Annotated in this window: 27 protein-coding genes; 8 read left to right on the plus strand and 19 right to left on the minus strand. The window is 45.4% G+C overall.

The window, feature by feature from the left end; translation table 11 throughout:
• Positions 1–75: 75 nt before the first annotated feature.
• Entirely contained in the window at positions 76–1,380 is a 1,305-nt protein-coding gene (locus BMX05_RS12440; RefSeq protein ID WP_093308289.1) for a hypothetical protein, read from the minus strand.
• Positions 1,381–1,596: 216 nt separating this feature from the next.
• Between BMX05_RS12440 and BMX05_RS02110 the strand changes: the two genes are divergently transcribed.
• Entirely contained in the window at positions 1,597–2,133 is a 537-nt protein-coding gene (locus BMX05_RS02110; RefSeq protein WP_177166745.1) for a DUF2489 domain-containing protein, read from the plus strand.
• Between the two features lie 54 nt (positions 2,134–2,187).
• Here BMX05_RS02110 and BMX05_RS12445 read toward each other — a convergent pair whose 3' ends face one another.
• Positions 2,188–2,328, minus strand: coding sequence for a hypothetical protein (locus BMX05_RS12445; RefSeq protein WP_177166746.1), 141 nt, complete (start codon positions 2,326–2,328; stop codon positions 2,188–2,190).
• 316 nt (positions 2,329–2,644) lie between these two features.
• Here BMX05_RS12445 and BMX05_RS02115 point away from each other — a divergent pair, with 316 nt between their 5' ends.
• Genes BMX05_RS02115 through BMX05_RS02125 form a run of 3 tightly spaced genes read left to right on the plus strand, consistent with a single transcriptional unit; the run spans position 2,645 to position 4,111 of the window.
• Positions 2,645–3,352, plus strand: a complete 708-nt coding sequence (locus tag BMX05_RS02115; RefSeq protein ID WP_093308291.1) for a CBS domain-containing protein — start codon at positions 2,645–2,647, stop codon at positions 3,350–3,352.
• A 19-nt stretch (positions 3,353–3,371) separates the two neighbouring features.
• Complete coding sequence (locus tag BMX05_RS02120) at positions 3,372–3,647, plus strand: hypothetical protein (RefSeq protein WP_093308292.1); 276 nt, start codon at positions 3,372–3,374, stop codon at positions 3,645–3,647.
• A gap of 23 nt (positions 3,648–3,670) precedes the next feature.
• A complete protein-coding gene (locus BMX05_RS02125) occupies positions 3,671–4,111 on the plus strand; it encodes a DUF411 domain-containing protein (RefSeq protein ID WP_093308293.1) in 441 nt (146 codons plus the stop codon).
• Between the two features lie 95 nt (positions 4,112–4,206).
• Here the strand turns inward: BMX05_RS02125 and BMX05_RS02130 are convergent, their stop codons facing one another.
• Complete coding sequence (locus BMX05_RS02130; protein ID WP_245710372.1) at positions 4,207–5,163, minus strand: RNA-guided endonuclease InsQ/TnpB family protein; 957 nt, start codon at positions 5,161–5,163, stop codon at positions 4,207–4,209.
• Entirely contained in the window at positions 5,117–5,380 is a 264-nt protein-coding gene (locus BMX05_RS12655) for a helix-turn-helix domain-containing protein (RefSeq protein ID WP_245710374.1), read from the minus strand. Before BMX05_RS12655 ends, BMX05_RS02130 begins: the two co-directional genes overlap by 47 nt.
• Positions 5,381–5,435: 55 nt before the next feature.
• On the opposite strand from BMX05_RS12655, the gene tnpA reads away from it, so the two are divergent.
• On the plus strand, positions 5,436–5,870 hold the full coding sequence (tnpA, locus tag BMX05_RS02135) for an IS200/IS605 family transposase (RefSeq protein WP_093308294.1): 435 nt from the start codon (positions 5,436–5,438) through the stop codon (positions 5,868–5,870).
• Between the two features lie 64 nt (positions 5,871–5,934).
• On the opposite strand, the gene BMX05_RS02140 is transcribed toward tnpA, so the two are convergent.
• The 3 genes from BMX05_RS02140 to BMX05_RS02150 all read right to left on the minus strand — a co-directional run bounded on the left by BMX05_RS02140 (position 5,935) and on the right by BMX05_RS02150 (position 9,037).
• A complete protein-coding gene (locus tag BMX05_RS02140) occupies positions 5,935–7,740 on the minus strand; it encodes an acyl-CoA dehydrogenase C-terminal domain-containing protein (protein ID WP_093308295.1) in 1,806 nt (601 codons plus the stop codon).
• 158 nt (positions 7,741–7,898) lie between these two features.
• Positions 7,899–8,318 (minus strand): GFA family protein, encoded by a 420-nt coding sequence (locus BMX05_RS02145; RefSeq protein WP_093308296.1) that lies wholly within the window; start codon positions 8,316–8,318, stop codon positions 7,899–7,901.
• Positions 8,319–8,383: 65 nt separating this feature from the next.
• Positions 8,384–9,037: a DCL family protein gene (locus BMX05_RS02150; RefSeq protein ID WP_093308297.1), complete on the minus strand. Its 654-nt coding sequence runs from the start codon at positions 9,035–9,037 to the stop codon at positions 8,384–8,386.
• A gap of 333 nt (positions 9,038–9,370) precedes the next feature.
• On the opposite strand from BMX05_RS02150, the gene BMX05_RS02155 reads away from it, so the two are divergent.
• Positions 9,371–9,649: a type II toxin-antitoxin system RelB/DinJ family antitoxin gene (locus tag BMX05_RS02155; RefSeq protein WP_093308298.1), complete on the plus strand. Its 279-nt coding sequence runs from the start codon at positions 9,371–9,373 to the stop codon at positions 9,647–9,649.
• Positions 9,642–9,911, plus strand: a complete 270-nt coding sequence (locus BMX05_RS02160; RefSeq protein ID WP_093308299.1) for a type II toxin-antitoxin system YafQ family toxin — start codon at positions 9,642–9,644, stop codon at positions 9,909–9,911. The genes BMX05_RS02155 and BMX05_RS02160 overlap by 8 nt, the downstream gene beginning before the upstream one ends.
• A gap of 691 nt (positions 9,912–10,602) precedes the next feature.
• Here BMX05_RS02160 and BMX05_RS02175 read toward each other — a convergent pair.
• From BMX05_RS02175 to BMX05_RS02200, 6 genes are all read right to left on the minus strand, one after another.
• On the minus strand, positions 10,603–11,301 hold the full coding sequence (locus BMX05_RS02175) for a hypothetical protein (RefSeq protein ID WP_218138959.1): 699 nt from the start codon (positions 11,299–11,301) through the stop codon (positions 10,603–10,605).
• 162 nt (positions 11,302–11,463) lie between these two features.
• A complete protein-coding gene (locus tag BMX05_RS02180) occupies positions 11,464–12,204 on the minus strand; it encodes a hypothetical protein (RefSeq protein WP_093308301.1) in 741 nt (246 codons plus the stop codon).
• A 27-nt stretch (positions 12,205–12,231) separates the two neighbouring features.
• Entirely contained in the window at positions 12,232–12,978 is a 747-nt protein-coding gene (locus BMX05_RS02185) for a hypothetical protein (RefSeq protein ID WP_093308302.1), read from the minus strand.
• An 18-nt stretch (positions 12,979–12,996) separates the two neighbouring features.
• Complete coding sequence (locus tag BMX05_RS02190) at positions 12,997–13,968, minus strand: hypothetical protein (RefSeq protein ID WP_093308303.1); 972 nt, start codon at positions 13,966–13,968, stop codon at positions 12,997–12,999.
• Positions 13,969–14,031: 63 nt separating this feature from the next.
• Positions 14,032–15,753 carry a bifunctional protein-serine/threonine kinase/phosphatase gene (locus tag BMX05_RS02195; RefSeq protein WP_093308304.1) on the minus strand — a complete coding sequence of 574 codons (1,722 nt, stop codon included), beginning with the start codon at positions 15,751–15,753 and terminating at the stop codon, positions 14,032–14,034.
• Between the two features lie 114 nt (positions 15,754–15,867).
• Positions 15,868–17,487 (minus strand): methyl-accepting chemotaxis protein, encoded by a 1,620-nt coding sequence (locus BMX05_RS02200; RefSeq protein ID WP_093308305.1) that lies wholly within the window; start codon positions 17,485–17,487, stop codon positions 15,868–15,870.
• Between the two features lie 289 nt (positions 17,488–17,776).
• Here BMX05_RS02200 and BMX05_RS02205 point away from each other — a divergent pair, with 289 nt between their 5' ends.
• Positions 17,777–18,538: a hypothetical protein gene (locus tag BMX05_RS02205; protein ID WP_143051926.1), complete on the plus strand. Its 762-nt coding sequence runs from the start codon at positions 17,777–17,779 to the stop codon at positions 18,536–18,538.
• 225 nt (positions 18,539–18,763) lie between these two features.
• Here the strand turns inward: BMX05_RS02205 and sufT are convergent, their stop codons facing one another.
• From sufT to BMX05_RS02235, 6 genes are all read right to left on the minus strand, one after another.
• Entirely contained in the window at positions 18,764–19,327 is a 564-nt protein-coding gene (gene sufT, locus BMX05_RS02210) for a putative Fe-S cluster assembly protein SufT (protein ID WP_093308307.1), read from the minus strand.
• A 3-nt stretch (positions 19,328–19,330) separates the two neighbouring features.
• Complete coding sequence (locus BMX05_RS02215) at positions 19,331–20,563, minus strand: cysteine desulfurase (protein WP_093308308.1); 1,233 nt, start codon at positions 20,561–20,563, stop codon at positions 19,331–19,333.
• Complete coding sequence (gene sufD / locus BMX05_RS02220; RefSeq protein WP_093308309.1) at positions 20,563–21,882, minus strand: Fe-S cluster assembly protein SufD; 1,320 nt, start codon at positions 21,880–21,882, stop codon at positions 20,563–20,565. Before sufD ends, BMX05_RS02215 begins: the two co-directional genes overlap by 1 nt.
• Entirely contained in the window at positions 21,882–22,631 is a 750-nt protein-coding gene (gene sufC, locus BMX05_RS02225) for a Fe-S cluster assembly ATPase SufC (RefSeq protein ID WP_093308310.1), read from the minus strand. Before sufC ends, sufD begins: the two co-directional genes overlap by 1 nt.
• 30 nt (positions 22,632–22,661) lie before the next feature.
• The gene (gene sufB / locus BMX05_RS02230; protein WP_093308311.1) at positions 22,662–24,107 is read right to left on the minus strand and encodes a Fe-S cluster assembly protein SufB; all 1,446 of its coding nucleotides are present in this window, start codon (positions 24,105–24,107) and stop codon (positions 22,662–22,664) included.
• A gap of 91 nt (positions 24,108–24,198) precedes the next feature.
• The gene (locus BMX05_RS02235) at positions 24,199–24,651 is read right to left on the minus strand and encodes an SUF system Fe-S cluster assembly regulator (protein ID WP_093308312.1); all 453 of its coding nucleotides are present in this window, start codon (positions 24,649–24,651) and stop codon (positions 24,199–24,201) included.
• Between the last annotated feature and the right edge of the window lie 65 nt (positions 24,652–24,716).

The following is a 24,716-nucleotide window of genomic DNA, read 5'->3' on the forward strand; positions in this document are numbered from 1 at the left end:
AAAGTACCAAAAAGCCACCAAAATAAAAGGCGCCGTCATTACAGCGCCTTTTTTGATACTCAGGGTGCCTATATCTTATGCATCATTGTCCGAGTTTTTACGCGCTTGGCTTAACTCACTGATGATTTTACGTACAATATAGGTGACCAGCTGCACATCTGTTTGTTCAGCATAGTAAGGCTGATCACGCAACCACTGCTGATACTCTCCCACTTGCGTGGTTGCTTCTGCTTGAGTTTCTTTCAACTCGCCGGATAAGGCTTCTACCTGCTTGCGCAAGGCTTGGATTTCTTCTTTAAGCTCAGATTCTTTTTGAATCGCAGCCACCAGCGTTTGCACACGATCATGCTCAGATAGTGGCATTTCCTCTGGTGCTGTCGTTTCACTTGCGGCTAAACCTGCTGCAGCGGTGGCAGCCATGTCAGCGATTGGGGCTTCTTCCGCTTGAACTTCTTCGGCTTGAATTTCTTCCGCTTGAACTTCTTCCGCTTGAACTTCTTCGGCTTGAGCTTCTTCGGCTTGAGCTTCTTCGGCTTGAGCTTCTTCGGCTTGAGCTTCTTCGGCTTGAGCTTCTTCGGCTTGAACTTCTTCGGCTTGAGCTTCTTCGGCTTGAACTTCTTCGGCTTGAGCTTCTTCGGCTTGAGCTTCTTCGGCTTGAACTTCTTCGGCTTGAACTTCTTCGGCTTGAACTTCTTCGGCTTGAACTTCTTCGGCTTGAACTTCTTCGGCTTGAACTTCTTCGGCTTGAACTTCTTCGGCTTGAACTTCTTCGGCTTGAACTTCTTCGGCTTGAACTTCTTCCGCTTGAACTTCTTCGGCTTGAATTTCTTCCGCTTGGGCTTCTTCCATTAACTCAGGCGTGACATTTGGATAGTCTGGTAATTCAGCAAGGTCATTTTCAGGGTCGAGGCTTAAATCTTCCTCAGGTTCTAAAACAAGCTCTTCTTGATCATCTAAAGCCGCTTGTAAATCATCTTCTACAGAAGACAATTTTTGCAGTTCTTGCTCCACATCTTCAAGCGAAGCATCTTCATCTTCAATTTCTAAACGCAAGTCTTCTTCCAAAGCGGCGTGATCTTCTTCATTGATTTCTTCAGGGAATTGTAAATCAGGCATATCTTCTAGCTCATCTAATGACAAAGCTTGAATATCCTCACCTAAATCTGCATCTTCAGCCGGTGCTGTAGGGGTAAATTCTTGGGACGCTTCTGATGAAAAATCAAATTCCTCATCAAATTCAGTTCCTTGTCCATCCACTGGCTCAAAATTGCCCAGATCGCTAATATCTGAGTTGGTATGCCCGAAATCCGCATTGAGGTCCTGCTCTAACAGCTCTTGAAACGGATCTTTTTCTTTGTTGATTTGATCTGGATTGGCCATAATTTTTCCTCTTATACGCCAAGGCTAGGCAGTTATCTCATGTAGGTGAACTGGCCCATATAAAAACAACTTACCTAGGTTATCGTCAACTTTTGCTAAAAACTTCAACTTTATAAGTACTTTTTATCAAGGAAGCCATTAGCTTGTATGATATTGACTTTGATTGCAAAAGATTGGCTGCAAACCCTTTCCATTCATTTACACAGGTCCATACTTATGACTGCTTGGTTAGCTTATCTACTGCTGGCATTGGCCCTTTTAATTATCTGTGCGCTTAGCGCCTATGCCTTACATTTGTGGCGCAAGGTAGCACGTGTAGAAAAATTTCGCGCGTATGAAGCACAACAAGCACGTATCCATATTTTAGAGAACCTAGAAGTTGTGGCGCGCGCATTGAAGGAGGGGCAAATCAATTTAACAGAAGCCTGCCTACGGATTTATGTATTATTAGACTTATATGAAGAAGGCGCGCATTGGTCACAACAAGCGAGTTGGCAAGTTTTTCAAAGAGTTCATCAAGCCGCCCAAGCTTGGGCTACCCATCAAGCGCGTGAAGCTTTAGATAGTAAGGAAAAATATCAGCAAGATAAGGCACGACGTGCACTTGAAGAACAGCTCGAAGAGGAAATTCTCCAAGCCAATCACGATGTGCTGCAATTTATCCACACACAACGCCAACAACATCAGATTGTGAAATCTCAAGTACAAAGTTTTACACCGCCCAAGCAAGCCACCCCAAGCACGCAGCAATAGTTTGTGCAAAAAAAAGCCGCTTTCAATAGAAAGCGGCTTTATGATCAGATGACTTTACTGAGTTTCAGTGTCATCTTGTCGATGCGTTTCTTCTGCAGACATCAAGGTATCTTCTGGATACCAAGCATCCAGCATCGCTTGCTGGTGCTGCATTTCTTCACCCATCAGTGTCAAAGTTTCTTGCGTTGCACACATAAATACACCCTCTGCCAGTTTGGCTATTTTTGCCGTACCCAACACTGTTTGTTATGACAAGAATCTCTCGCTTTTACATGGGCTAGGTACTTATCCCTCAATAGCTATTTTTTTAGGAAGGGACACTTAAGATTGTCATTTTTTAATGACAGCTTAGTGATTTTTTAATGACGCTCACGTCAAAAGCACAGGTTTAAGGTCTCTTCCCACTATAATACTAGACCAAAGTCTTAATCTGTAAAGGCCTATCTAGAAACTTGTTTAGACGCCGTTAATCTAAACAAGTAGTTAGCGCACTTTGGCAGGAGGAAATTTTATGGTCTTTGCAGTCTATGAACAGGGGATGCGTATTCATACGCCTGCCGATAAAATGCTTAATCGTCCAGAAATCCAAGCCGCAGCAGCTATTAGTGCGCAAAGACGTTTGGCTGATGAAGCCAGTGATATGGATCATCTGCAGCAAATGGCAGAGCAGCCTTTTTTCCGTCTCAACCCTTCTTTAAAAGAGCGTGAAGAACACAATCCTAATCATGGGCAAGAAGCCATAAAAGCGTATGCCAAAGCCGAGGAAGCTTTGGACACTCATACCTCAGATCAAAAACGCATTCCTGCCTATCAAGTCATGCATTCCCCAGTTGTGTTTGCTTCTACAGCAACAAGCCTTAACCAAGGCTGGCGTTTGATGCAGGATAACCAAGTAAGTTTTTTGCCTTTGCTTGATCAAGAGGAGCGCGTGGTAGGCGTGATCAGTGAGGTCGATTTACTACGTGAGGCCGCTGGCGTAGGTCGTTTACTCACGCGTGATAACGCCAGCCAAGCAAAAGATCTAAAGTTAGGTGATTTTATTATTGAACCTCTGATCAGTGCTGTACCTAACACAGATATTCGTGATATTGCGCGTTTGATGCTAGAACGTCACATCGCAGTGATGCCCATTTTAGATGATGAAAAGCTTGTTGGGATTATCACACGCAAGGATTTATTACTGGGCTTAGTCAACGAAGCACTCGATTTAATGACTTAACACGAAGGAGAAGCCACACGTGCTACGTTTAGGATTAGCTGTACTGATTTTGCCTTTGCTTGGGCTTATGCTGGTATTTTGGCAAGAGTTTCAGCAGGTCGATACCTGCTTACAAGCAGGTGGTGCCTATGACTATCGGGAGCACCTTTGTCTTTATGAAGCAGGCGCACAATCTGAGTTTATTCCTTTTAGTGCCCGTTACCCTTGGCTCGTTAATACTAGCTTATTGGCTTCTTTACTCGGCTTACTGATGTGCGTGTTTGCTTTGTATCGCCCGACAAAACCCTCCTCTTAACTGTGACTCGATAGGTATTGTTTATGTCTGTTAAAGCTTATTTACTGCCGCTTCTTGCTGTGTTCACACCGAGTTTAAGCTTGGCGGCGGATGGGATTGTCTATAAACATCCCCAATGTGGCTGTTGTGAAGATTGGATCGAGCATATGCGTACTGCGGGTTTTGAATTAGACGTACAGAATTTAACCGAAATGTCCGCCAAAAAGCAGGCGTTAGGCATCCCAGATCAGTTAGCTTCCTGTCATACAGCACAAATTGGTGATTATTTGATTGAAGGCCATGTACCTGCGCAAGATGTACGGACTTTGCTTGCACAACAACCAAAAATTGCAGGTTTGAGTGTCCCTGGTATGCCGCATGGCTCGCCAGGGATGGAAACAGGGCGTTTTGATCCTTATACCATTGTTGGTTTTAACCACCAAGGCCAAGTTCGTTTATGGCGTCAGGTTAGCCATGCAGAGTAATTTTCATAATAACAAGGCCCAATTCAGGGCCTTGTGCTTTTCTTAGAGAATATCAGTGACTGCTCCCCGCCCTGTCGGGCGAGGCTTCCAACTTCTCAGGCCGCAACCGGCGCGTGACCGGATTTACGCAAGCCTCCATTGGCAGGAACCGACAGTCCTTCGGCCCGTAGTTTCATAACACCCTGCTGGCGGATATTGATCGCGGCGTTGATGTCGCGGTCTCTCACTACCGAACAAGCCGGACAAGCCCAGGTGCGAACCGACAACGGCAGGATGTCTATCTTGTGTCCGCAGCAAGAACAGGTCTTGGAGCTGGCGAACCACGGGTCGATTTTAACCAGATGCTTACCTTGCGCTTTGGCCTTGTACTCCAACTTCTGGATTAACCCGAACCAGCTGGCATCGGCAATATGCTTCGCTAATTTCCGGTTCTTAAGCAGGTTTTTTACTTTTAGCGTCTCAACAACCACCGCTTGGTTTTCGTCAATCAGTTGTCGGGACAGCTTGTGCTGAAAGTCAGCACGGGCATTCGCCAGACGCTCATGCGCCTTGGCCAGTTTAAGACGCGCTTTTGCCCGTCCTTTGCTGCCTTTCTGACAGCGGGACAAGGCTTTTTGTTTGTGTCGAAGATTGGCAGCGGCACGCCTCAGGAACCGCGGGTTGGCGGTCTTGTTACCGTTCGAGTCGATAGCCAAATGGGTAAGCCCCATATCGACGCCCAGCACGGTATCAACGCTCTGCACGGGTGTCGGTGCTGCTACGTTATCTTCGACCAACAGCGAGGCATAGTATTTTCCTGTTGCCGTGCGCGACAACGTGATGCTCTTGAGCTTTCCGACCAGCGCACGGTGAACCCGTGCTTTGATCGGCTTCATCTTCGGCACCTTGATCCAGCGATCACCCGCACTGACGCTCATGCAGTGGTAGCTGGATTGTTTACCGTGTTTACGTTTGAGCTTGGGATAACGGGAAGGCAGCTTTGGGTCAAAAAAATTCTGGAAGGCTTTATCGAGGTTGATGCATGCACGCTTGCTGAAGTGCAATCGAATCAAAACCCTTGAGCCAGTGATACTTGCGGGACTTTTTCGCCACCGCCAACAACGGCTTAAGGTCTTTCTTGGCCTTAAGCTTCAGGCCGTGGCGTTTGTATTGCGAGCTGATGATATGCAGCGCCTTGTTGTACACGAACCGCGTAGCACCGAACTGACGGTTTAAAAAATCCGCCTGCTCGGGAGTCGGGTAGATGCGTACTTTTGTGGCCTTTAACATTTCAGTGCTCATTGATATGATCAAGCAATTATAAACTACCAAGGTCATAATTCAAGTGAGTGTGCATCATAAAGATAAAGAGTTGTTATCAGGTTACCTCCGAAAACGCCACAGTGTCACCAAACTGATTGTACATCTGGTCTTTACCACCAAGTACCGACGAAAACTGTTTGATGGTTCTATGATTCAGCAACTGCGCGAAGCGTTTGAGTCGGCTTGTGAAAAGCTGGAATGCGACCTGCTGGAAATGGACGGTGAATCAGACCATGTTCGCCTACTGATAGCTTATCCGCCGAAGCTGGCGATCAGCGTCATGGTGAACAACCTGAAATCGGTTTCATCACGCCGGATACGCATACTCAATACCCATATCCCCCGGCAAAGCAAAAGTGCAGCGCTCTGGTCACGTTCTTACTTTGCCTGCAGTGCAGGCGGGGCAACGATCGAAACACTGAAAGAGTATGTGCAAAGTCAGACAACGCCTGATTAGAACCGCTGCGCGGTTCCCGCTTGTATCCCCGCCCGATTGGGCGAGGGTTTACGCGGAGTTTTTGCTAAATTGCGAAACCTAGATCAAAATCCTGCGCTGACATTTGCATCAGAGATTGTGCATCTTGCTGCAAGATATGTGCATGAGTACGGGTGCGCGGTAACAAACGTTGATAATAAAAGGTCGCTGTGTGCAGTTTCGCTTGATAGAAATCGGCCTCTTGGGTACCAGCTTCTAATGCTTGTAAAGCGCGTGCAGCCATTTGCGCCCAAAAATAAGCTAAACAGACATAACCCGAATACATCAAATAATCGACTGCCGCTGCACCCACCTCTTCCTTATCTTGTAAAGCACGCATCCCAATTTGCATGGTGAGCTCGCCCCACTCTTTGTTGAGTTGGCTCAGCGGCTCAATAAAGATCCGCATATCAGGCTTGTCTTCTTGCGCCTGACAAAAGAGATGGATTTGTTTAGTAAAGCTGCGTAGGGTTTGCCCTTGATCCAATAGGACTTTACGCCCTAATAAATCTAGTGCCTGGATACCTGTTGTGCCTTCATATAAACGGGTAATACGCGCATCACGAACAAACTGTTCCATACCCCATTCTTGAATAAAGCCATGCCCCCCAAAGACCTGCAAACCTTCATTGGTGGATTCAAAAGCCACCTCAGTTAAAAAGGCTTTCACAATCGGGGTGAGCAAGCCTAATAACTTATCTGCTTCTTGCGCATATTCTCCTTGTGCCTCCACAGTATCAACCAGTTGTGCCGTGTAATAAATCAGCGCCCGCCCACCCTCAGCAAAGGCTTTTTGTGTCAGCAGCATACGACGTACATCTGGATGCACAATAATAGGATCTGCGACCTGCTCAGGGGCTTTCGCACCGGTTAAAGCGCGCATTTGTAAACGCTCACGCGCATATGCAAGTGCATTTTGATAGGCGACTTCAGTTAAACCTAGACCTTGAATGCCAACACCAATCCGTGCCGCATTCATCATGGTGAACATACATTTCAAACCTTTATGAGGTTCACCCACCAACCAGCCTTGGGCAGCATCAAAATTCATCACACAAGTCGAATTCCCATGAATCCCCATTTTGTGCTCTAAAGCGCCACACGTGACCGTATTTGCTGCACCCACCTGACCTTGCGCATCCGGTACATATTTAGGCACGATAAATAAAGAAATACCACGCGTTCCCTCAGGGGCATCTGGCAATTTAGCGAGTACAAGGTGAATAATATTCTCTGCTAAATCATGGTCACCTGCAGAAATAAAAATTTTGGTACCACTAATGTGATAACTGCCATCAGCTTGAGGCTGTGCTTTGGTTTTAATTAACCCCAAATCCGTGCCGCAATGCGGCTCCGTTAAGCACATGGTCCCGGTCCAGCGCCCTTCAATTAAAGGTTTAAGGTAAGTGGATTTTTGCTCTGCATTGCCATGATGACGCAAAGCATCCATAGCTCCATGCGATAATCCAGGGTACATACCCCATGCTAAGTTCGCGGAACATATCATTTCATTAAGTATCATGCCTAATGAGGGCGGCAACCCTTGACCACCATATTCGGGATCTTGTGCCAAGCTTGGCCAACCGCCATCAACATAAGCCTGATACGCTGCTTTAAAACCTGCTGGCGTGCTCACTTGTCCAGCAGCATCCCGCTGACAACCTTGCTGATCGCCCACTTGATTGAGAGGTGCCAGTACCTGCTCGGCAAACTTGGCTCCTTCTTGCAAAATCGCATCTTGTAATTCGTGTGCTTCTTGCGCGTTCGGCAAGGCTTGATAATGCTGGGTAAAGCCTAATACTTCTTGAGTGACAAAGCGTATATCACGTAAAGGGGCTTGGTAGCTTGGCATAGGACACCTCTTCTTGCTTGTTGTTATTATGATTTCCGCAAAGATCAAACGTATGTTTGAAATTTAGATACAAGCTTGAGGGATGTCAATCTTTTTTGTTATATGCGTTCTTGATACAAAAAATTTAAGATCATGTCTGTATCGCTTTCTTCAACGAACTACAACAACTTGTTAAGTGATTCCAAGCTCTCAGGCCCACCATCAAGACGAACACATTCGGTAGATTCTTGCTCCCAAGTGGCAGCGGATTTCGTATAGAGATGGACGGAAACCTTCGATGCGACCGGTTCATCAAGCAAACCGGCAGGCACCCAAACCATTCCGCTGTCTTTCAGGCTGTTGGGAACAGGACTCCCGCATACTGAGCAAAAATCACTTCGGAAACCACTGGGCTTGCTGTAAGACCTAATATCACTTTCACCTGATACCCAGCGAAAAGCAGTGGCCCGCACAAAGGTAGCTGCATTAGCTGCTGCTCCAGTGGCTTTGCGGCACAACGAACAATGGCATTGATAGAGGTTTCGAATCTCTTCCTCAATTTCAAACTTTACGTTTCCGCAGAGACATTTACCTTTCATCGATGAGTCCTTTGATAATTAATATCTCAATCAGCCGATGCGTTAGCGGCCAGTTGCTTGACTTGTTAGCTTTTTAACCTAGGCAAATTCGCTTCTGCACTTAGCAGTTGTAAATTTGCTTTCTTTTGGTGAAAAGAACACCAATCATCAAGCAATTCTTGATCCGTAATCTGACCTCTCTGATCAGTATCAACTGGTTTAGGGTTTGTTAAAGCAACAGACTCAATATCTATGGGACGCTGCTGCAAAAACTCCATTAACAGATCATCAAATGAAGGTGATAGGTAAGATACATGACTATTTTCATAAGTTAATTTAGTTCCAAGAACTGGGCATATATCTACTTGATCCAAGGAGGCAGATTTATATGCCATAATAATTTCTTTTGCCGCTCTCCGAAAAGCCATAGAAACAACAGTTTTCTGAGAAGCAGGCCGTATACAATGAACCCAGCTACAATCTATGCTCGTTCCATCTACTCTGTGAATATAAAGACAACGATTATTGTGAAAGTCCCTTTCTACAGATATGTAATCTATTCCAGCACCCTTCTTTTCTGAGTACTCAGAGTGCAAAGTAAATAATGAAACGAAAAATTGCTCATCTTCCAACTGAAGTCGTTCACCTGCTTCATATCGGTTAATTCTATTCCTAGCCTCTTCAGTGGCTCTTTTTTTGGTCTTAAACTGATATGTTCCAAATGCTATCGGTTTTGCCACGTTACTCTCCTTAAAAAGTTAACATTTTAATATCAGACATGCACGTTTTGCCAATTTCGATATACTGGCAATTCTGGAATTAAAAATTTGATTAATAAGAAAAAATCCGTTTTCTGATAGAGAAAAACATCATACTAGATGCACTAGTTCCAATTGCTGGTAAAAACTGGACATAGACATTGACATCTTCCCTTACCTTAACGCCTGACGTTTGCCGACACATTTGTTATTGGTTGCAATGCCGTGCGTTAGCTATTTTTCTTGAAGCCTTTGTAATGTGCCACTATACTGATGTCTAACTATGTAATACATCGTATAACAAAAGGTGCTATTATGAAAACAGAAATGCTAAGTACTCGCATAGACCATGACACTAAAGTTGCTTTTACTAGCATCTGTGACGAAATGGGGCTTAGTACATCACAAGCTATTAAAATTTTTGCAAAAGCCGTGATTAATCATGGTGGTATACCATTTGACTTGCGCGTACCTCAACCAAATGAAACAACGATTTCAGCAATGAATGAACTTGTTCAAGGTCATGGGCATAAAGCTGAATCGATTGAAACTATGCTGACTGAGCTAACTGAAGGCAAAGTTAAGAATGTATAGCCTAGAGTACTCAACACAATTCAAAAAAGACTTTAAAAAAATCACCAAAATGCCAATTTCGGACATCATTGAAGTCGGTAATATCATATCAAAGCTACAAAGAGGCGAAAAACTCGATCCTAAAAATGTTGATCACCCTTTAAATGGCGGATGGATTGGATTTCGAGACTGTCACATTAAACCAGATTTAGTACTTATTTATCGCATTTTTGATAGCCAACTCCAATTAGCTAGAATTGGCGCGCACAGTGATTTATTCTGATGAATTCCAGAATGTGTATATAGGTAATATCATCTCGCTTTCACTTGGATTTTCAAGATTAAGTAAAATACTTTTATTACGTGTAGTGCAGATAACCTCATTAATTCCTGCTCAGTGTTTGCATCGGCAATAGATATGCCCACCAAATCCATGCATAGGAAAGCTAACACGTCGCGAATCACTCTTAAGAAAAAGCTAATCGAGCGCTTAGATAACCTGCATGTTCCGGCTGCAAAACTTTCTGGAGCTGACAACATGTATAAAATTAAGCTGCGTCAAATCGGGCTACCGTCTCGTCTACAAAGTTGACGATGATGTCATCATTGTAACCGTCTTAGCAGTCGGAGAACACGAACGTAGCCATGTCTACCGTGCAGCGATGCAAAGATTAGATGATTGATTGCAGTATCACACCTCAATCAGCCGATACGTTAGTGGCCGGTTGCATTGACTTGTTAGCTTTTGATATTTCTGATTCCTCGACGGATTTTAATTCCTTGCCATTCCAGTTCGATAGCTCACAAGCCATTCTTCCATCAGGCTCAGCATCTATTAGAAATAATTTAATTGTTTTTCCATATTTCGTGGAATACATCCATTCTCTCCGAGAAAGCTAACGCCCAAAGCAGTGGCGCGCGTTAGCGCGTACAGCCCGCGGGACGATGCTGCCTTTGCTTGTTAGGTTGCAAACTCATTGGTCTAGGTGGTGAGCCAAGAATTGCTCTACTTCGTTTATCATTGTTTTTACATCGTTCGCTGAGAATTCTTCAGGCTTTCCGTGTGCGGCGCTATTTCTGATATCAGCGAGTGCCGTGATTCTTTTCTGCTGCAGCTTGTTGTATGTGCCATTCTTTGCTAGATCAGCATTCATTTTGTCTAGCTTGCCGTAGGCTATTCCGTTTCTGTCACAAAGCTCTCTCAGCCCAGTTTCAAGCACCACCCCAGCAATAACAGCTGCAGCTACATGGTAGCCGTTTGAAAGAAGCTCTCCTGCTTGCTGCAGTTCGCTATCAAAAACTTCTGCCTGCACTAAGGACTTTATGGATGTTAAATAGCCACCTTCAAAGTCATCTTTTGCGGCGCTAAAAACGGCTCTTGTTCGCTTTAATGAGCCGTGGTGGCTGTCATCTAGGCCGGAGAGTTTCTCAGCCTGAGTGAATGCGATGAAGTGCTGGGATTCTTCTCCGCAAACCTGGACTATGATGTTCTTTGCTTTAACGCGCCATGCAAGAAATGCATTGCTATCAATTGTCCAGCCATCACCAAAATGTCCAGAGGTTCTGGTCTTTGCTGCTTCTATGGAGTCAATCTCTTCCATAAGAACTGTGAAGCGCTGAGAGATTTTGTGGCTCATGCTGATTCCTTTTTTATAACCTAACACTTTAATCATAGGCGTGCTCATTTCGCCAATTTCAATATACCGGCAACTTTGGAAATAATATTCTGATTAGAATATCTTCTGGTCTGGCCGCTTCCTTGCTAAACACGCATGCGCGATATCAAAAATACACTGTATGTTTAATCAGGAAACACAAATATCATACAGACACGGCTAAAAATGACACTGAGGTGCGTTTTCAGTAAGCGCTTGAATGCACAAAAAATAGGCTTGTCCGTAGGTTTTTTGCGTTCCGTATGTGGTCACTGAGGGAGTATCTTGTTGGCCTGCTTGGGTTGTTTGTCCTAAATGTGCCACCTTTTGCCATTGGCCCAAGCGCAAACGAAAGCGGCTGGCAACTTCTTGTGGACCTGAAATGGCTTGATCTTTTTCATAGGGTGCAGGCGTATTTTCCTGTCCATACGCTTGCACCTGACCAATAAAATCAACCTGAACATATTCGTCTAAAGGGGTAATATCAACCTGAAAACCGCGCGTCATACGGTAAAAATACCTGTGTTGTGCAAAAATAAAATCTTGCTGCACTTGTGCCGGTGTCCCTGGTGCCACCTCCACAGAAAAGACCTGATTTTGTTGCGTTGTATACATTTGCACATTACGCGTTAAGTCACGTAATCCATAGCTAAAATACAAACGGTAGCTTGCAGGCACTTGATCTAAACGGGCTAATAAATCCAATAAAGGCGCTACCGCTTGTGGATCACCACTTAAAATCAAGTTTTGTCCCTGCTGGCTCAATTGTACCTGCCCTAAATGCGGTGCTAATGCCTGCGCCAAGGCTGCCGCTGGCAAGGCTTGTGCACGATAAATTTCTAGTGAGGATGCTTGGCTTATTGCTGCTACGAATAAACAAATCAGCAAGCAAGCCCAAGCGGAAAGAAAATTCGTTCGCATCATCATGGCCTTCTATGTATTGATCAGCTAGTTTGTGGTGCGTACATGCCAACGCGCTAAACGAATCGACACGACTTCTTCTTGTTGATCGTAAGCTTGTGCTTTTAAAATCAGCCCCGGATAAGCGGCTGACATCCACATCAGCACTTTTTGTTCTGGTTTATCTGCAAACCAAAAACCAAATTCTAAGATAGGGATCAGCCGAGGGTCAGCGAGGATTTGCAAGCTTGCTAAATCATCCAAGTGATGATAATCAGCATACTTTTGATAGACCAAAGGCTTAAGACGCGCCTTCGAATCCAGTAAACTTAAATGCGCTTGATAACCCAAGGGTTTATCTGCCAGATGCTGCCCCAGCCATAATAAAGCGCTTTGTCGATCCATATAAGGCAGATCTTGGGCAGCCGGTTGCAAGTGCGTATCAACGTCTGTGATGGGTGTGATAAAGGCAGCGGCATCTAATGCGCGATCTTTTTTCGATGTGAGTAAACGGCTACGCATCCGAAATTTTTGGCTGACAGGCTGCGTACCTTCCAAAATAAAACGCCCGTATTCTAACCAAGAAGCGACCTGCATATCCGCTTGCATGGTCGCTTGATAATAGGCTTGCCCCTGTCCCTGTTGATGATATTTCACATCATGCCGCACAGAGACTTTGGGGATTAAAGGGTGCTTAATATCCACTTGATAATGCGCTTCAAACTCTGGGTATTGTGCACTCGCACAGACAGAGCTCAACCCCAATAGCATACCTAACATCCAGTGTTTTAACACAATCAGCCCCTTACGTAATCAACGATAAAGATGCACTTCTAATTTTAGTGTAAAACGCCAATCCCCATCATAGACCACATCAGCCGCACTACGATCTTCTGCAACCCAAGCATATTCAGGTTGGAGTTCGTAAAACAACCAAGGACGCAAAAAGCTACGCCGGTACTTCACATGGACATAATATTCTTCTGCAACCCATTGGGGCTCATCACTACCAAAAGCGCCTAACTCCAAGCCTACCCCTTCCTGTGGCCCATGTCGGGTGTAAGCACCTAGGCTACTTGCCCATTCAAAACGTTCATCTTCATCGTAATAGGTCCCCGTCCCTGTTAAACGCAGCAAGTGTTGTGGATGCCATTGCCATTCCCAATCCAAGCGGGTTTGTGTGCCTAATTTTTCATCCAAGCGCCAAAAAAGACTTTGTGTCCAACGTGTTAACTGGGTATCAGTTAAAGGCAATTGATATCTGTGACGCGCAATTGCATAAGGATCTGGCGGGAAACGTGCTTCTAACCCACCTTCAAGGGTGGTTTCACTGCGTTCTGTTTGCGCCGCCAGCCAACGCAAAGCAAGACGTGTTCGCGTCACACTAGAGCTCTTACCGGAAGGATCATCTTCCGTAAACTCACCCCGAATATCTTCATCACGTGTGGTCAGCAAACGTACTCTTTCAGAAAGATGCGGTAGGCGTACACTGGCATATAAGCGCGTACGAAAGCGCCAGTCATCACGTTCAGACCAATCGATCTCATTACGCCAGCGGAAATAATTTTTATTGGTGTATTCATATTCGTCACTACGCTGGTTAGCAAAAAAACGATCAAAGCCCAAAATAGGATCATTGAGTTGTTGATACATATAAGCACGCGAACTATCCAACCAACTTGGGGCAGGTGTTGCTTCCGATGTGGTCGCTTGGTTATTTGCACTCGCAAATACAGGCACCAAGCCCCCTAAGCAACATAAAGATAATGCAGTGACAAAACGCACCTTAATCACCCCTCTTGGTTGATTGATCTTTCCACTTGAGTATGCCAAGCACCTTAAGGGAATTTAATACATTAAGCTTAAAATTAATAACAAAAGTAACAGACCAGATAAGCCTTGCCAGAAAGCCAAAGGGTTACGCTGCATTAAAGGTGCTTGGGTTTCTTGTGTATAACGCGGGTTTGGCTTTTTCAAGTCGTAAATAAACTCAGATAAACGTGCGTATCTTAATTCAGGATTAGGCTGGAGTGCGCGCCGCAAAGCCGCATCCATCCACACAGGAATAATAGGATTTAACTGGAAGCTAGGGCGGTACTCAAGGCGTGCAAAGTCAAGTTGTGTATGCCCTGTGTGTACCTGATCTGCATAGGGCACTTGACCTGTCAATAACTCATACGCCACAGCAGCTAATGAAAATTGATCACTGGTTTCATTGGGTTCACGGTTTAAATAATACTCAGGTGCTGTGTAAGGCGTAAAACCTACTTCGCGCGCTAAGGCCAATGCAGAAAGACCTTCTTGCGGATTTTTTAGGCAACAAGCTGCAAAATCGACCAGTTTCACTTGTCCTTGTGCATCAACCAGAATATTTTCTGGGGTCAGATGTTGATGCAAGATTTCTCGCCGATGTAACGCACGCAACCCTTTAGCAATTTTTTCTATCAGTACAATTTTTTGATGCAAATCAGCTAAGGGGAGACGCTGGTTATAATCACTTAAACGCTCACCTTGCACATATTCAAGCAAATAATACAAATAGTTCCTTGGTTTGGAACTAGTAAGTACTCGGACAACATGCGGCGAGTTCACACGCTCCATCACCCATTGTTGCATCATAAAATGCTGTAAAAAGCGGGCTTGCTGTGCTTTTTCTTCTGGGGGTGTTTTCAATACAGCCACTTGGGCAGTTTGCTGATCGCGCACTAAATACAAATGGCTGCGGGCACTTTGTTCAATAATCGCGTCAACCTGATAAGCATCTAAAGTATCCCCTACTTCCAGCCGAGGCGCTACCGGCAAAACACTGTAGGCATCACCTAAAGTTTCATCATGATGTAAGGGTAAGGTTTCTACTTGCACCAATTGAAAACAAAAATTAGAGCTAGAATAACCACGTGCCCCTGCTTTTTCGATAGCGAGTTTTAAAATCTGATCACAAGCTTGATGCAGATTATGCTTATATTCACGAATCAGGCGTACATAATCGCTTGGGGTTAAGGTGCCACGCGCAGCTTGCGTGGTCAGCAAAAAGATATCCCCTTGTTTTAACGCGAAAGATTGAAAGTCTATATCCAAGCTAGGGTCCATCCCTAAAGCACGCGAGGGATATCTGTATCCGCCTAAGTAGGTCGTGTGTTCACGGTTGATTTGTTCAAACTCTAAACCACGAAGACGAAACACCAAGGTATCGCCCAAATGGAATAAGTAGGCCGTGCGTGCGCGCAGAATGATGCTACTAAAGGAACTCACATAGCTACCATTAGCCACACTACGGCTTTGGCTAAACATCCAAGTATTTAACGCACTGAGCACCCGTTTGACTGAGGTTTTCACATCCCAATTATCAGGGGTCGCAAAATAATCTGCCAAAAAGCCTTTCACACAAGTTTCACCGGCTTGTTTGGCAATCGCATTGCGCCATGTCGAATCGGCAATAACCGCAGCAACACCCTTAGTCGCCAGTTGTGACCCAGAAGGAATCGCTGTGGCCATCGACGAGCGCACACTACGACGATCGGGGGCAATATAGGCTTGCCCATAATTCACCTTAAGTTGGCCGACTTGCATGCTTGCCAGTTCCTCTTGTGTCTGATAAATACCGCGACTTTATAAGTATCATACACAAGACTTCTCTTAGCTGCCGTTACGCTTTTGGCGATACTCCTGCAAGAACTCTGCCAACTAAAACCGGAAAGTATGCAAGCTCGATTGCAAGTTCAGGGCGACTTGGTGCAACTGATGGCTTGCCGAACTCACTGCTTGCGTTGATTGTAAAGTTTCTTCGGAAACTTGACGGATAGAAGTCAAGCTCTGGCTAATATCTTCAGCAACACTGCCTTGCTGATGCGCAGCGGAGGCAATATGTCCGCTCATTTGATTAATGCGCATCACCTGTTGTACGACCTTTTGTAAATCTTCTCCAACCGCTTGGACATGTTGCACACTCTGTTGAGAGTTTTGATAACTCAGAGCCATTTTATCCGCAACCTGGTGCGCACTGGTTTGCAAAGCTTCTATCATGGTTTGAATTTCTAAAGTGGCCTCTTGCGTCCGTTGTGCCAGTGAACGCACCTCATCGGCAACCACGGCAAACCCCCGACCATTTTCACCGGCCCGCGCTGCTTCAATCGCGGCATTTAAGGCTAATAAGTTGGTTTGCTCAGAAATGGTTTGAATCACTTCAATCACTTGACCAATGCGCTGGGTTTGTTGATGTAAATCCTGCATCGCCTGCCCAGAATCTTGGTTTTGGGTTGCCAGCTGTGCAATCGTGGTAATAGTCGTTCGCATGACTTCTTGGCCATGTTGCATATCGGTATTGGCCTCTTCCGTTGAAGTGGCAGTTGAAGCCGCACTTTGGGCAACTTCTTGAATCGTCGCGGACATTTCTTGCATGGCACTAGCAAGCGTATCAACTTGTTCAAACTGGTGTTGCATCCCTGAACGGGTTTGCTCAACCGTACTACTGAGGCTTTCTGTTTGCTGATACAAATGATCGGATGTCTGTTCGACTTTAGAAAGAATCTGCCGCAAGCTGGTCATCATTTGATCAGCGGCATCGGCTAAACGCCCTAACTCATCACGACGCCCTAAATGCAAGGTATGGGTTAAATCCCCTTGGGCAATTTCTTCCATTTGCAACACCATAGATTCTAAAGGCTGGCTAATATGGCGTGCGATCGCTTGTACAATCAGCATGACCAGCACGACCACCACAGACAAAGCCAGCAGATTTTGTATTAAGTTGGCATAAAAAATATCGTTCACATCCTGCAAAAACACCCCGCTACCAAGCACCCAACCCCAAGGTTGGAAGCCTTGTACATAAGATACCTTGTCCTGGGGCTGATCAAATTGCGGGCCAATATAAGTATAATCAACAAAACCTGCACCTTTTTGCTGTACCACTTGCACCATTTCCTGCCAGTGGAACTTCCCTGAAGCATCTTTGACTTGAGTCATATCCTTGCCCTCACTTTGCGGCTTCATCGGGTGCATAATCAAACGGTGCTTTTGGTCATTGATCCATAAGTAGCCTGATTTACCATAACGAATCGCGCGAATCGCTTCCATCGCAGCAAGGCGTGCACCCTCCTCTCCAAGTTGATCTCTTTGCTGATAATAATATTCTGCTAAGGTGTAAGCGCCTTCGACCATTTCCTGCACTTTCTCTTTGCGCGCATTTAAAAGCTCTTCATGCAGGTTACGCAAGGAAACCCCCTGAGTTAGCACAACGCCCAGAACGAATACCCATACGATAAGAGATAACTTCCAACGGATCGCAAGATGCTTGAAGCTCATAAGGCGTCAGCCTCCTTAATTAGGCACACAAAAGACGGGAGTAAATAAGAATTTACGGATATAAAGCGTGTTTTTATCAAAGATAAGCGTCAATACATGACATACACAGTCAGCCCATCCATAGACTTCAAGGCTTTGCAGGGGTTTTTATTGTTGGAAAGCAACTAACAGCAAAATACCATATCCTAGCTAGAAGATACAAAAAATTACCTATTTTGCTTTATACTAGCCGCCCCCCATTTTCCTGATCACAAAGGCAAACATTATGCGGCTAGATGCGCTTATAAGCATGAAAGATCTTTTTATATGCGGATTTTTTTTATTAGCATCTAGCTTTGCTGATGCCAGCGCCTATCAAGTCAATCCGCATCCCAGCCAAGGAGCGCCCCTATGTACACGCGTATATCCAGCAAGCCCGCTCACCTTATACACAGGGCTGGAGCCTGTACATTTTTTAGAAGTAAAACAACGTTTAGAATTTGCTGGTCGTAAAATTGGCCGTGCGCTCGATGTGATTCCGCTCAATAGTCAGCGGGCACTAATTAAAGCCAATCAGGAGGGGGATGGGGACGCCGCCCGCGTGCGACATATTCATCAGTTAGTTCCTGCACAACATTTAACACATTTACGCCAGCTCAAAGTCCCCGTGACTCGGCTTGAGTTTATCATTTACAGTTTGCAACCAGAATTAGTAAAGGCGCATTGGGCACAGTTAAGACAAACAGCCGTTGGCGTACGCAAAGGAGTACGTTTATTGCAATTTCAACTGCCGCAGGCTTATGTCTCTTTGAATCCAGAAACTTTATTTCGCCTATTATTGAAAGGAGATTTACAAGCGTTAGTGATGGATCGTCTCACGGCTGAAAGCGTCTTAGCCAATTTCACTTGGCCTTTACGCTTACATGTTTTGCGCTCACCGCCTTTAGCAGTTGAAGCCTTATATCCTTTGATTCATCAATGTCACCAAGCAGAAATTCCTGCATTGGAAGCTGCTTTATTAGAAGTTGCGCCGGCTTGGTTTCAAGCCAGCGAGCATATGTTAACGCCTTGACCCTTTTTTATGACCTGCACGTTGAGCAATCGCCAGCTGATACTTATCACGGATTCAGACTTTAAGGGTTGTAGCGTGGCCGGACTTTTTTATAGGTTATATTTTAGCAATACACCCTATTTGAACATTGAGATAGGCCAACGTGGCGTTGGCTGTGTTATTCATTTTTCACTAAAACATCTGCTTGAGATCTGTGCTATTAGAAGGACACTTTTGCACTATCTGTTAAAACATCCCTAATTCTAAACGCGCATCCTCAGACATCATTTCACGATTCCAAGGAGGATCAAACACAATTTCAATATTCACTGCATCTAAATCTTCTGCACCTAGAATTTTACGCTTAGCATCTTGCGCAATGACCTCTCCCATACCACACCCAGGCGCGGTTAAAGTCATCTTAATTTGTGCTAGGGTACGCCCATCAAGCAAGTGCACGAGTTTGCAAGCATAGACTAAACCTAAATCAACAATATTGACCGGAATTTCTGGATCGAAACAGGTACGCAATTGTGCCCAAATAAAGGCTTCTAGATCCGCAGCACTGGCACCTGCAGCAAGATAAGGCCTTTGTGTTGGCGGCAAACCTAAAGCGTCTAAATGATGGCTTTCAACCAGATACAAACGCCCTTCAAAGCTCACGCTAATACTGGTGCCTTTCGCTTGCATCACACTGACCTGCGTCCCTGCAGGTAAAGTGAGTGTTTTACCAAAAGGAATCGAAATCACATCCAAATCGCGCTGCAAATCTAAGACCTGGCCGCGCGTTAACTCTGGCTGGTTACTCATAGGCTAACTCATCATTTGACGAACTTTGTGAATCCCAGCCACCAAGGCGTCGATTTCTTCGAAGGTATTATATAAAGCAAAGGACGCACGTGCTGTTGCATTAACTCCAAAATGATGCAGCACAGGCATAGCACAATGGTGTCCTGTACGGATCGCAATCCCGAGTTGGTCTAGCAATAAGCCTAAATCTTGTGCGTGCACATCCTGCATCACAAAAGAAATCACCCCAGCTTTATTTGGTGCTTGGCCGATAATGCGTAAACCTTCAATGGCAGACATTTGTTCAGTGGCATAGGTTAGCAGCTCATGCTCCCAGGCTTGGATATTTTCTAAGCCGACATGGGTGAGATAATCCGCAGCAACCCCTAGACCTATCGCCTGTGCAATGGCAGGCGTACCGGCTTCAAAACGGTGGGGTAAATCTGCATAGGTGGTTTGCGCAAAACTCACTTGTTTGATCATCTCGCCGCCCCCTTGCCAAGGGGGCATTTGCTCTAGCAAAGCTTGCTTGGCGTATAAAATGCCAATCCCTGTGGGACCATACATCTTATGGCCTGAAAACGCATAAAAGTCGCAATCTAAGGCTTGCACATCAACCTGTAAATGCGGCACAGCTTGAGCACCATCAACTAAAATAGGCACATTAAAATCATGGGCAATAGCAGTCATTTCACGTACTGGGTTAATCGTACCCAAGGCATTAGAAACATGAGTCACAGCGACTAAACGCGTTTGCGGGGTAAACATCTGCTGATAGGCATCTAAATCCAGTTCACCTAGCGCATTGACAGGAATGACTTTAATTTGAATCCCTAGCTGATCACGCAAAAGTTGCCAAGGCACAATATTGGCATGATGCTCCATCATAGAGACAAGCACTTCATCACCCGCACGTAAATGGGTACGCCCCCAAGTTTGCGCCACGAGGTTAATTGCTTCTGTGGTACCGCGGACAAAAATCATCTCTTTATGACTTGCCGCATGAATATAATGCTGCAGCTTAACCCGAGCCCCTTCATAAGCTTCGGTTGCTAACTCGGCTAATTGGTGCAAGCCACGATGAATATTTGCATTGTAATCACGATAATAATGATTCAAAGCTTCAATTACAGGCTGCGGCTTTTGCGTGGTCGCTGCATTATCTAAATAAATTAAAGGCTGCTCGTGTACTTGGCGTGCCAAAATGGGGAAATCCTCACGCAATGCCCAAGGATCTAAATTGGTATCTATACTCATTAGAGCACCCCTTTCAAGTTGTAGGCTGCCGGCAAACGCCCTGCGATGGCTTCTTCGATCCGCTGGTGAATCGCCAAGATTTCTATGTTATCGAGAATTTCATTTGCGAAAGCCAAAGTGAGCAAGCCACGTGCTTGGGTTTCATCAATACCACGCGAACGCAGGGCAAAAACTGCTTCCTCGTTCAAACGTCCAGTCGTCGCGCCATGCGAACATTTAACATCATCCGCATAAATTTCTAGCTCAGGCTTGGTATTGATTTGTGCACCATCGGCAAGCAGCAAGTTCGCGTTGTTCTGATGCGCTTCAATTTTTTGACTTTGCGGCTGCACAAGGACACGCCCATTAAATACCCCTTGGGCTTTGGCATTTAAAATACCCTTGTAGTTTTCTTGGCTGTACGTATGGCCTGCCGCATGATTAATACGGGTATGAGTATCAATAAACTGACGTCCCGCAGCAAAGAAAAGCCCATCCAGCTCAACATGAGCCCCTGGTTCTGCCAACACCACATCTAAATCATGACGTACCCACTTCCCCCCCAGATTAATATGCTGACTGGTGAAATGGCTATCACGCGTTTGATACACATCTAACTGGGAAAGATGCTGATCTGTATTTGCTAATTCTTGTATATAGTAATGCTTAAGCTGCGCACCCGCATCAAGCTGAATTTGTGCTTGGCGATGGCTACAGTTGTTCGGGCTACCTAGGCTTAGGTGATGCTCAATCAAGGTGGCTTGCGCACCCGATGCCACTTCGACCTTCAGTTGGCTTAAGCTCAGGTAAGCTTGCTCGCTCGCTTGTGTAGAGAGATACACCAAATAAATTGGCGTATCCAAACAACCTTGCACCTTGAGTTGAAGCTGGGTTTTTCCTAATGCTTGGTTAAGCGCACAAAAAGCAGCCTGTGCATTCGCTTTTTTATCTTGAGCCACCTGCGCTGGATAAGCGGCGGTTAAAGGGTGCTCCGCCGGTGTCGTCACTTGATAGCTCACTTGTGCGTGAGCGGTTTGCTGTGAATGCTCAGGGGCAAACACACCATTGACAAAGACTAAGCGAATGGCTGCTGTTGCCAAAGGCAACCAAGCGGCTTCTAGCTGGGTATCCTCAAGTTTTACTAAGGATGGATCCCATTGAAAACCCTGCTTTAGCAAGGCTTTTAAATCGGCATATTTCCAGTTTTCATCTCGAGTCGTTGGCCAACCTAAACGACAAAACTCTTGTGCAGCTTGCGCTTGTTGCGGTGTTAGCTTGGCTTGCTGCTGTGGATCTGCCAGCAAGCTAGGCAAATCTCCCAGACGTTCGATTTGATTCATTAGCCAGCATCCTCCAATAACCAGTCGTAACCACGGGCCTCCAACTCTAATGCCAAGCCTTTATCACCTGATTTAATAATCTGGCCATCTGCCAGCACGTGAATATGATCTGGCACAATATAATCCAGCAAACGCTGATAGTGGGTAATCATCAACATGGAGCGAGATGCACTGCGTAAGGAGTTGACCCCTTCGGCAACAATTTTCAGCGCGTCAATATCTAGCCCAGAATCTATCTCATCCAAAATGGCTAGATGCGGCTGCAAAATTAACATTTGCAGGATTTCGTTACGCTTTTTCTCACCGCCGGAAAACCCTTCGTTCACTGCACGATGTAAAAAGCTGTTATCCATTTTCATAAAAGCTAAGTGCTCACGCACCAACTTCATAAAGCTAGGGGCATCAATTTCTGCTTCACCGCGCGCTTTACGTTGTGCATTTAAAGCCGCTTTGAGTAAGTAGACGTTTTTTACTCCAGGAATTTCCACAGGATATTGGAAACCCAACATCACCCCAGCACAAGCGCGCTCTTCGACGCTCATCGCCAATAAATCTTGTCCCTGATATTGAACACTGCCAGAAGTAATTTCGTAACCTTCACGCCCTGCCAATACAGCAGATAGGGTTGATTTACCCGCACCATTTGGGCCCATAATGGCATGGACTTCACCAGCACCTAGATGCAAGTTTAATCCCTTTAAAATCGGTTTATCATCAACACGAACATGTAAATCTTGAATTTCTAACATGACTGGACATCCTAAATATTCTGGAAAAACTTAACCCACAGCACCTTCTAAGGACACGTTCAACAAGGCTTCAGCTTCTACTGCAAATTCCATTGGCAACTCTTTAAACACATCTTTACAAAAGCCGTTGACGATCATATTCACCGCATCTTCTTCAGAAATGCCACGCTGTTGGCAGTAAAAAAGTTGATCTTCGCCGATTTTTGAAGTGGTCGCCTCGTGTTCTACTTGGGCACTGCTATTGGCAATTTCTTGATAAGGAAAAGTATGTGCACCGCATTGATCACCAATCAGTAAGGAGTCACATTGGGTAAAATTACGTGCCCCTTGAGCACCTGCAAGGACTTTCACCAAGCCTCGGTAGGTTTGTTGGCTACGCCCTGCAGAAATCCCTTTTGAAATAATCGTAGAACGGCTCCCTGCACCAATGTGAATCATCTTGGTGCCCGTATCCGCTTGCTGATGATGGTTAGTCACCGCAACCGAGTAGAATTCCCCTACAGAATCTCGACCACGCAACACACAGGAAGGATATTTCCAAGTCACTGCTGAGCCTGTTTCGACTTGCGTCCAGCTGATTTTGGCACGATCTCCACGACATTCACCGCGTTTGGTGACAAAGTTATAAATGCCGCCTTTGCCTTCTTCGTCTCCTGGGTACCAGTTTTGTACAGTAGAATATTTGATGTTGGCATCATCTAATGCAACCAGCTCAACAACAGCGGCATGGAGTTGATTTTCGTCACGTTGTGGCGCGGTACAACCTTCCAGATAAGAAACTTGCGCCCCTTCAGCACACACAATCAAGGTACGCTCAAACTGGCCGGTGTTGGCTTGATTAATACGGAAATAAGTGGATAGCTCCATCGGACAAGTCACGCCTTTGGGCACATAAACAAAGGAGCCATCGGTAAACACGGCAGAATTCAGGGCCGCAAAAAAGTTATCTTCACGAGGGACAACCGTGCCTAAATATTGACGTACCAGTTCTGGATGTTCGCGCACGGCTTCAGAAATAGAACAGAAAATCACACCGGCTTCTGCCAGCTTTTCTTTAAAGGTGGTGGTTACAGAAACAGAATCAAACACCACATCCACGGCAACACCGGCCAAGGCGGCACGTTCATGCAAAGGGATCCCCAGCTTTTCATAAGTTTCTAATAACTTAGGATCCACCTCATCCAAACTTTTAGGGCCGTCTTTTTTGGATTTAGGCGCGGAGTAATACGAAATGCTTTGATAATCTACACGAGGATACTCAAGGTGCGCCCAATGATGCGGTTCTTGCATGGTTAACCAATGACGATACGCTTCTAGCCGCCATGCCAGCAACCATTCAGGTTCCTGTTTCTTCATAGAAATATGACGAATGACCTCTTCATTGAGACCAGGCGGCAGGGTATCGCTTTCAATATCTGTGTAGAAGCCTTGCTTATACTCAGTACGTACAAGCTGCTCCATACGTTCACTTGCCATAGTCAGGGTCTCCTACATCGGCTATCTAGGGCTGAGATCGGTTCACCTTAGGTCAGGATGGCGAACAAATCTTAAAAGATCTAAAAATCAATTAGTTAGATTCTTGGTATACGGGAATAGGCACTAAAGGCAAACGAATCGCTTGGCGATCTGCCAACTGTGCAAGGCTAATTCCAGCGAGTAATTGCTGTATTGCTTGGGTTACTTTTTGCCAATTACCTGCAACCTGGCAAGAAGCAAGCAAATCACAGGCATCACGACCATGGCTACAAGCGGTCATCGCTACTGGGCCTTCAATGGCAACAATAATGTCGGTTACGGCAATCTTGCTTGCAGGACGCGCTAGCTGGTAACCACCTTGTGCACCACGTTGTGATTTCAGCAAGTGTGCATGCACTAGCATTTTAACTAGCTTGACCACTGTAGGTTGTGGAATACCTGTTGCAACTGCCAACTGCTTGCTAGAGCAGGTATGGTGTGCTTCTTGCGCTAGTTGCGCCATCAAGACCACAGCATAATCCGTTAATTTACTGAGTTTTAGCATAATACAACGAAAATCAATGCTCGTAGGTTGATGGTATTTGTATCCTTATCCATCCGCATGTCAAT

Source organism: Allopseudospirillum japonicum (genome assembly GCF_900108915.1).
In the GTDB taxonomy this organism is placed as follows: Bacteria; Pseudomonadota; Gammaproteobacteria; order Pseudomonadales; family Halomonadaceae; genus Pseudospirillum; species Pseudospirillum japonicum.

Excerpts from the sequence above, each read along its gene's own strand:
- BMX05_RS12440 (WP_093308289.1), bottom strand. The coding sequence starts at position 1,380 with ATGGCCAATCCAGATCAAATCAACAAAGAAAAAGATCCGTTTCAAGAG.
- BMX05_RS02110 (WP_177166745.1), top strand. The coding sequence starts at position 1,597 with ATGACTGCTTGGTTAGCTTATCTACTGCTGGCATTGGCCCTTTTAATT.
- BMX05_RS12445 (WP_177166746.1), bottom strand. The coding sequence starts at position 2,328 with ATGTGTGCAACGCAAGAAACTTTGACACTGATGGGTGAAGAAATGCAG.
- BMX05_RS02115 (WP_093308291.1), top strand. The coding sequence starts at position 2,645 with ATGGTCTTTGCAGTCTATGAACAGGGGATGCGTATTCATACGCCTGCC.
- BMX05_RS02125 (WP_093308293.1), top strand. The coding sequence starts at position 3,671 with ATGTCTGTTAAAGCTTATTTACTGCCGCTTCTTGCTGTGTTCACACCG.
- BMX05_RS12655 (WP_245710374.1), bottom strand. The coding sequence starts at position 5,380 with ATGTTAAAGGCCACAAAAGTACGCATCTACCCGACTCCCGAGCAGGCG.
- BMX05_RS02140 (WP_093308295.1), bottom strand. The coding sequence starts at position 7,740 with ATGCCAAGCTACCAAGCCCCTTTACGTGATATACGCTTTGTCACTCAA.
- BMX05_RS02145 (WP_093308296.1), bottom strand. The coding sequence starts at position 8,318 with ATGAAAGGTAAATGTCTCTGCGGAAACGTAAAGTTTGAAATTGAGGAA.
- BMX05_RS02155 (WP_093308298.1), top strand. The coding sequence starts at position 9,371 with ATGAAAACAGAAATGCTAAGTACTCGCATAGACCATGACACTAAAGTT.
- BMX05_RS02160 (WP_093308299.1), top strand. The coding sequence starts at position 9,642 with ATGTATAGCCTAGAGTACTCAACACAATTCAAAAAAGACTTTAAAAAA.
- BMX05_RS02175 (WP_218138959.1), bottom strand. The coding sequence starts at position 11,301 with ATGATTAAAGTGTTAGGTTATAAAAAAGGAATCAGCATGAGCCACAAA.
- BMX05_RS02180 (WP_093308301.1), bottom strand. The coding sequence starts at position 12,204 with ATGCGAACGAATTTTCTTTCCGCTTGGGCTTGCTTGCTGATTTGTTTA.
- BMX05_RS02195 (WP_093308304.1), bottom strand. The coding sequence starts at position 15,753 with ATGCAAGTCGGCCAACTTAAGGTGAATTATGGGCAAGCCTATATTGCC.
- BMX05_RS02200 (WP_093308305.1), bottom strand. The coding sequence starts at position 17,487 with ATGAGCTTCAAGCATCTTGCGATCCGTTGGAAGTTATCTCTTATCGTA.
- BMX05_RS02205 (WP_143051926.1), top strand. The coding sequence starts at position 17,777 with ATGAAAGATCTTTTTATATGCGGATTTTTTTTATTAGCATCTAGCTTT.
- sufT (WP_093308307.1), bottom strand. The coding sequence starts at position 19,327 with ATGAGTAACCAGCCAGAGTTAACGCGCGGCCAGGTCTTAGATTTGCAG.
- BMX05_RS02215 (WP_093308308.1), bottom strand. The coding sequence starts at position 20,563 with ATGAGTATAGATACCAATTTAGATCCTTGGGCATTGCGTGAGGATTTC.
- sufD (WP_093308309.1), bottom strand. The coding sequence starts at position 21,882 with ATGAATCAAATCGAACGTCTGGGAGATTTGCCTAGCTTGCTGGCAGAT.
- sufC (WP_093308310.1), bottom strand. The coding sequence starts at position 22,631 with ATGTTAGAAATTCAAGATTTACATGTTCGTGTTGATGATAAACCGATT.
- sufB (WP_093308311.1), bottom strand. The coding sequence starts at position 24,107 with ATGGCAAGTGAACGTATGGAGCAGCTTGTACGTACTGAGTATAAGCAA.
- BMX05_RS02235 (WP_093308312.1), bottom strand. The coding sequence starts at position 24,651 with ATGCTAAAACTCAGTAAATTAACGGATTATGCTGTGGTCTTGATGGCG.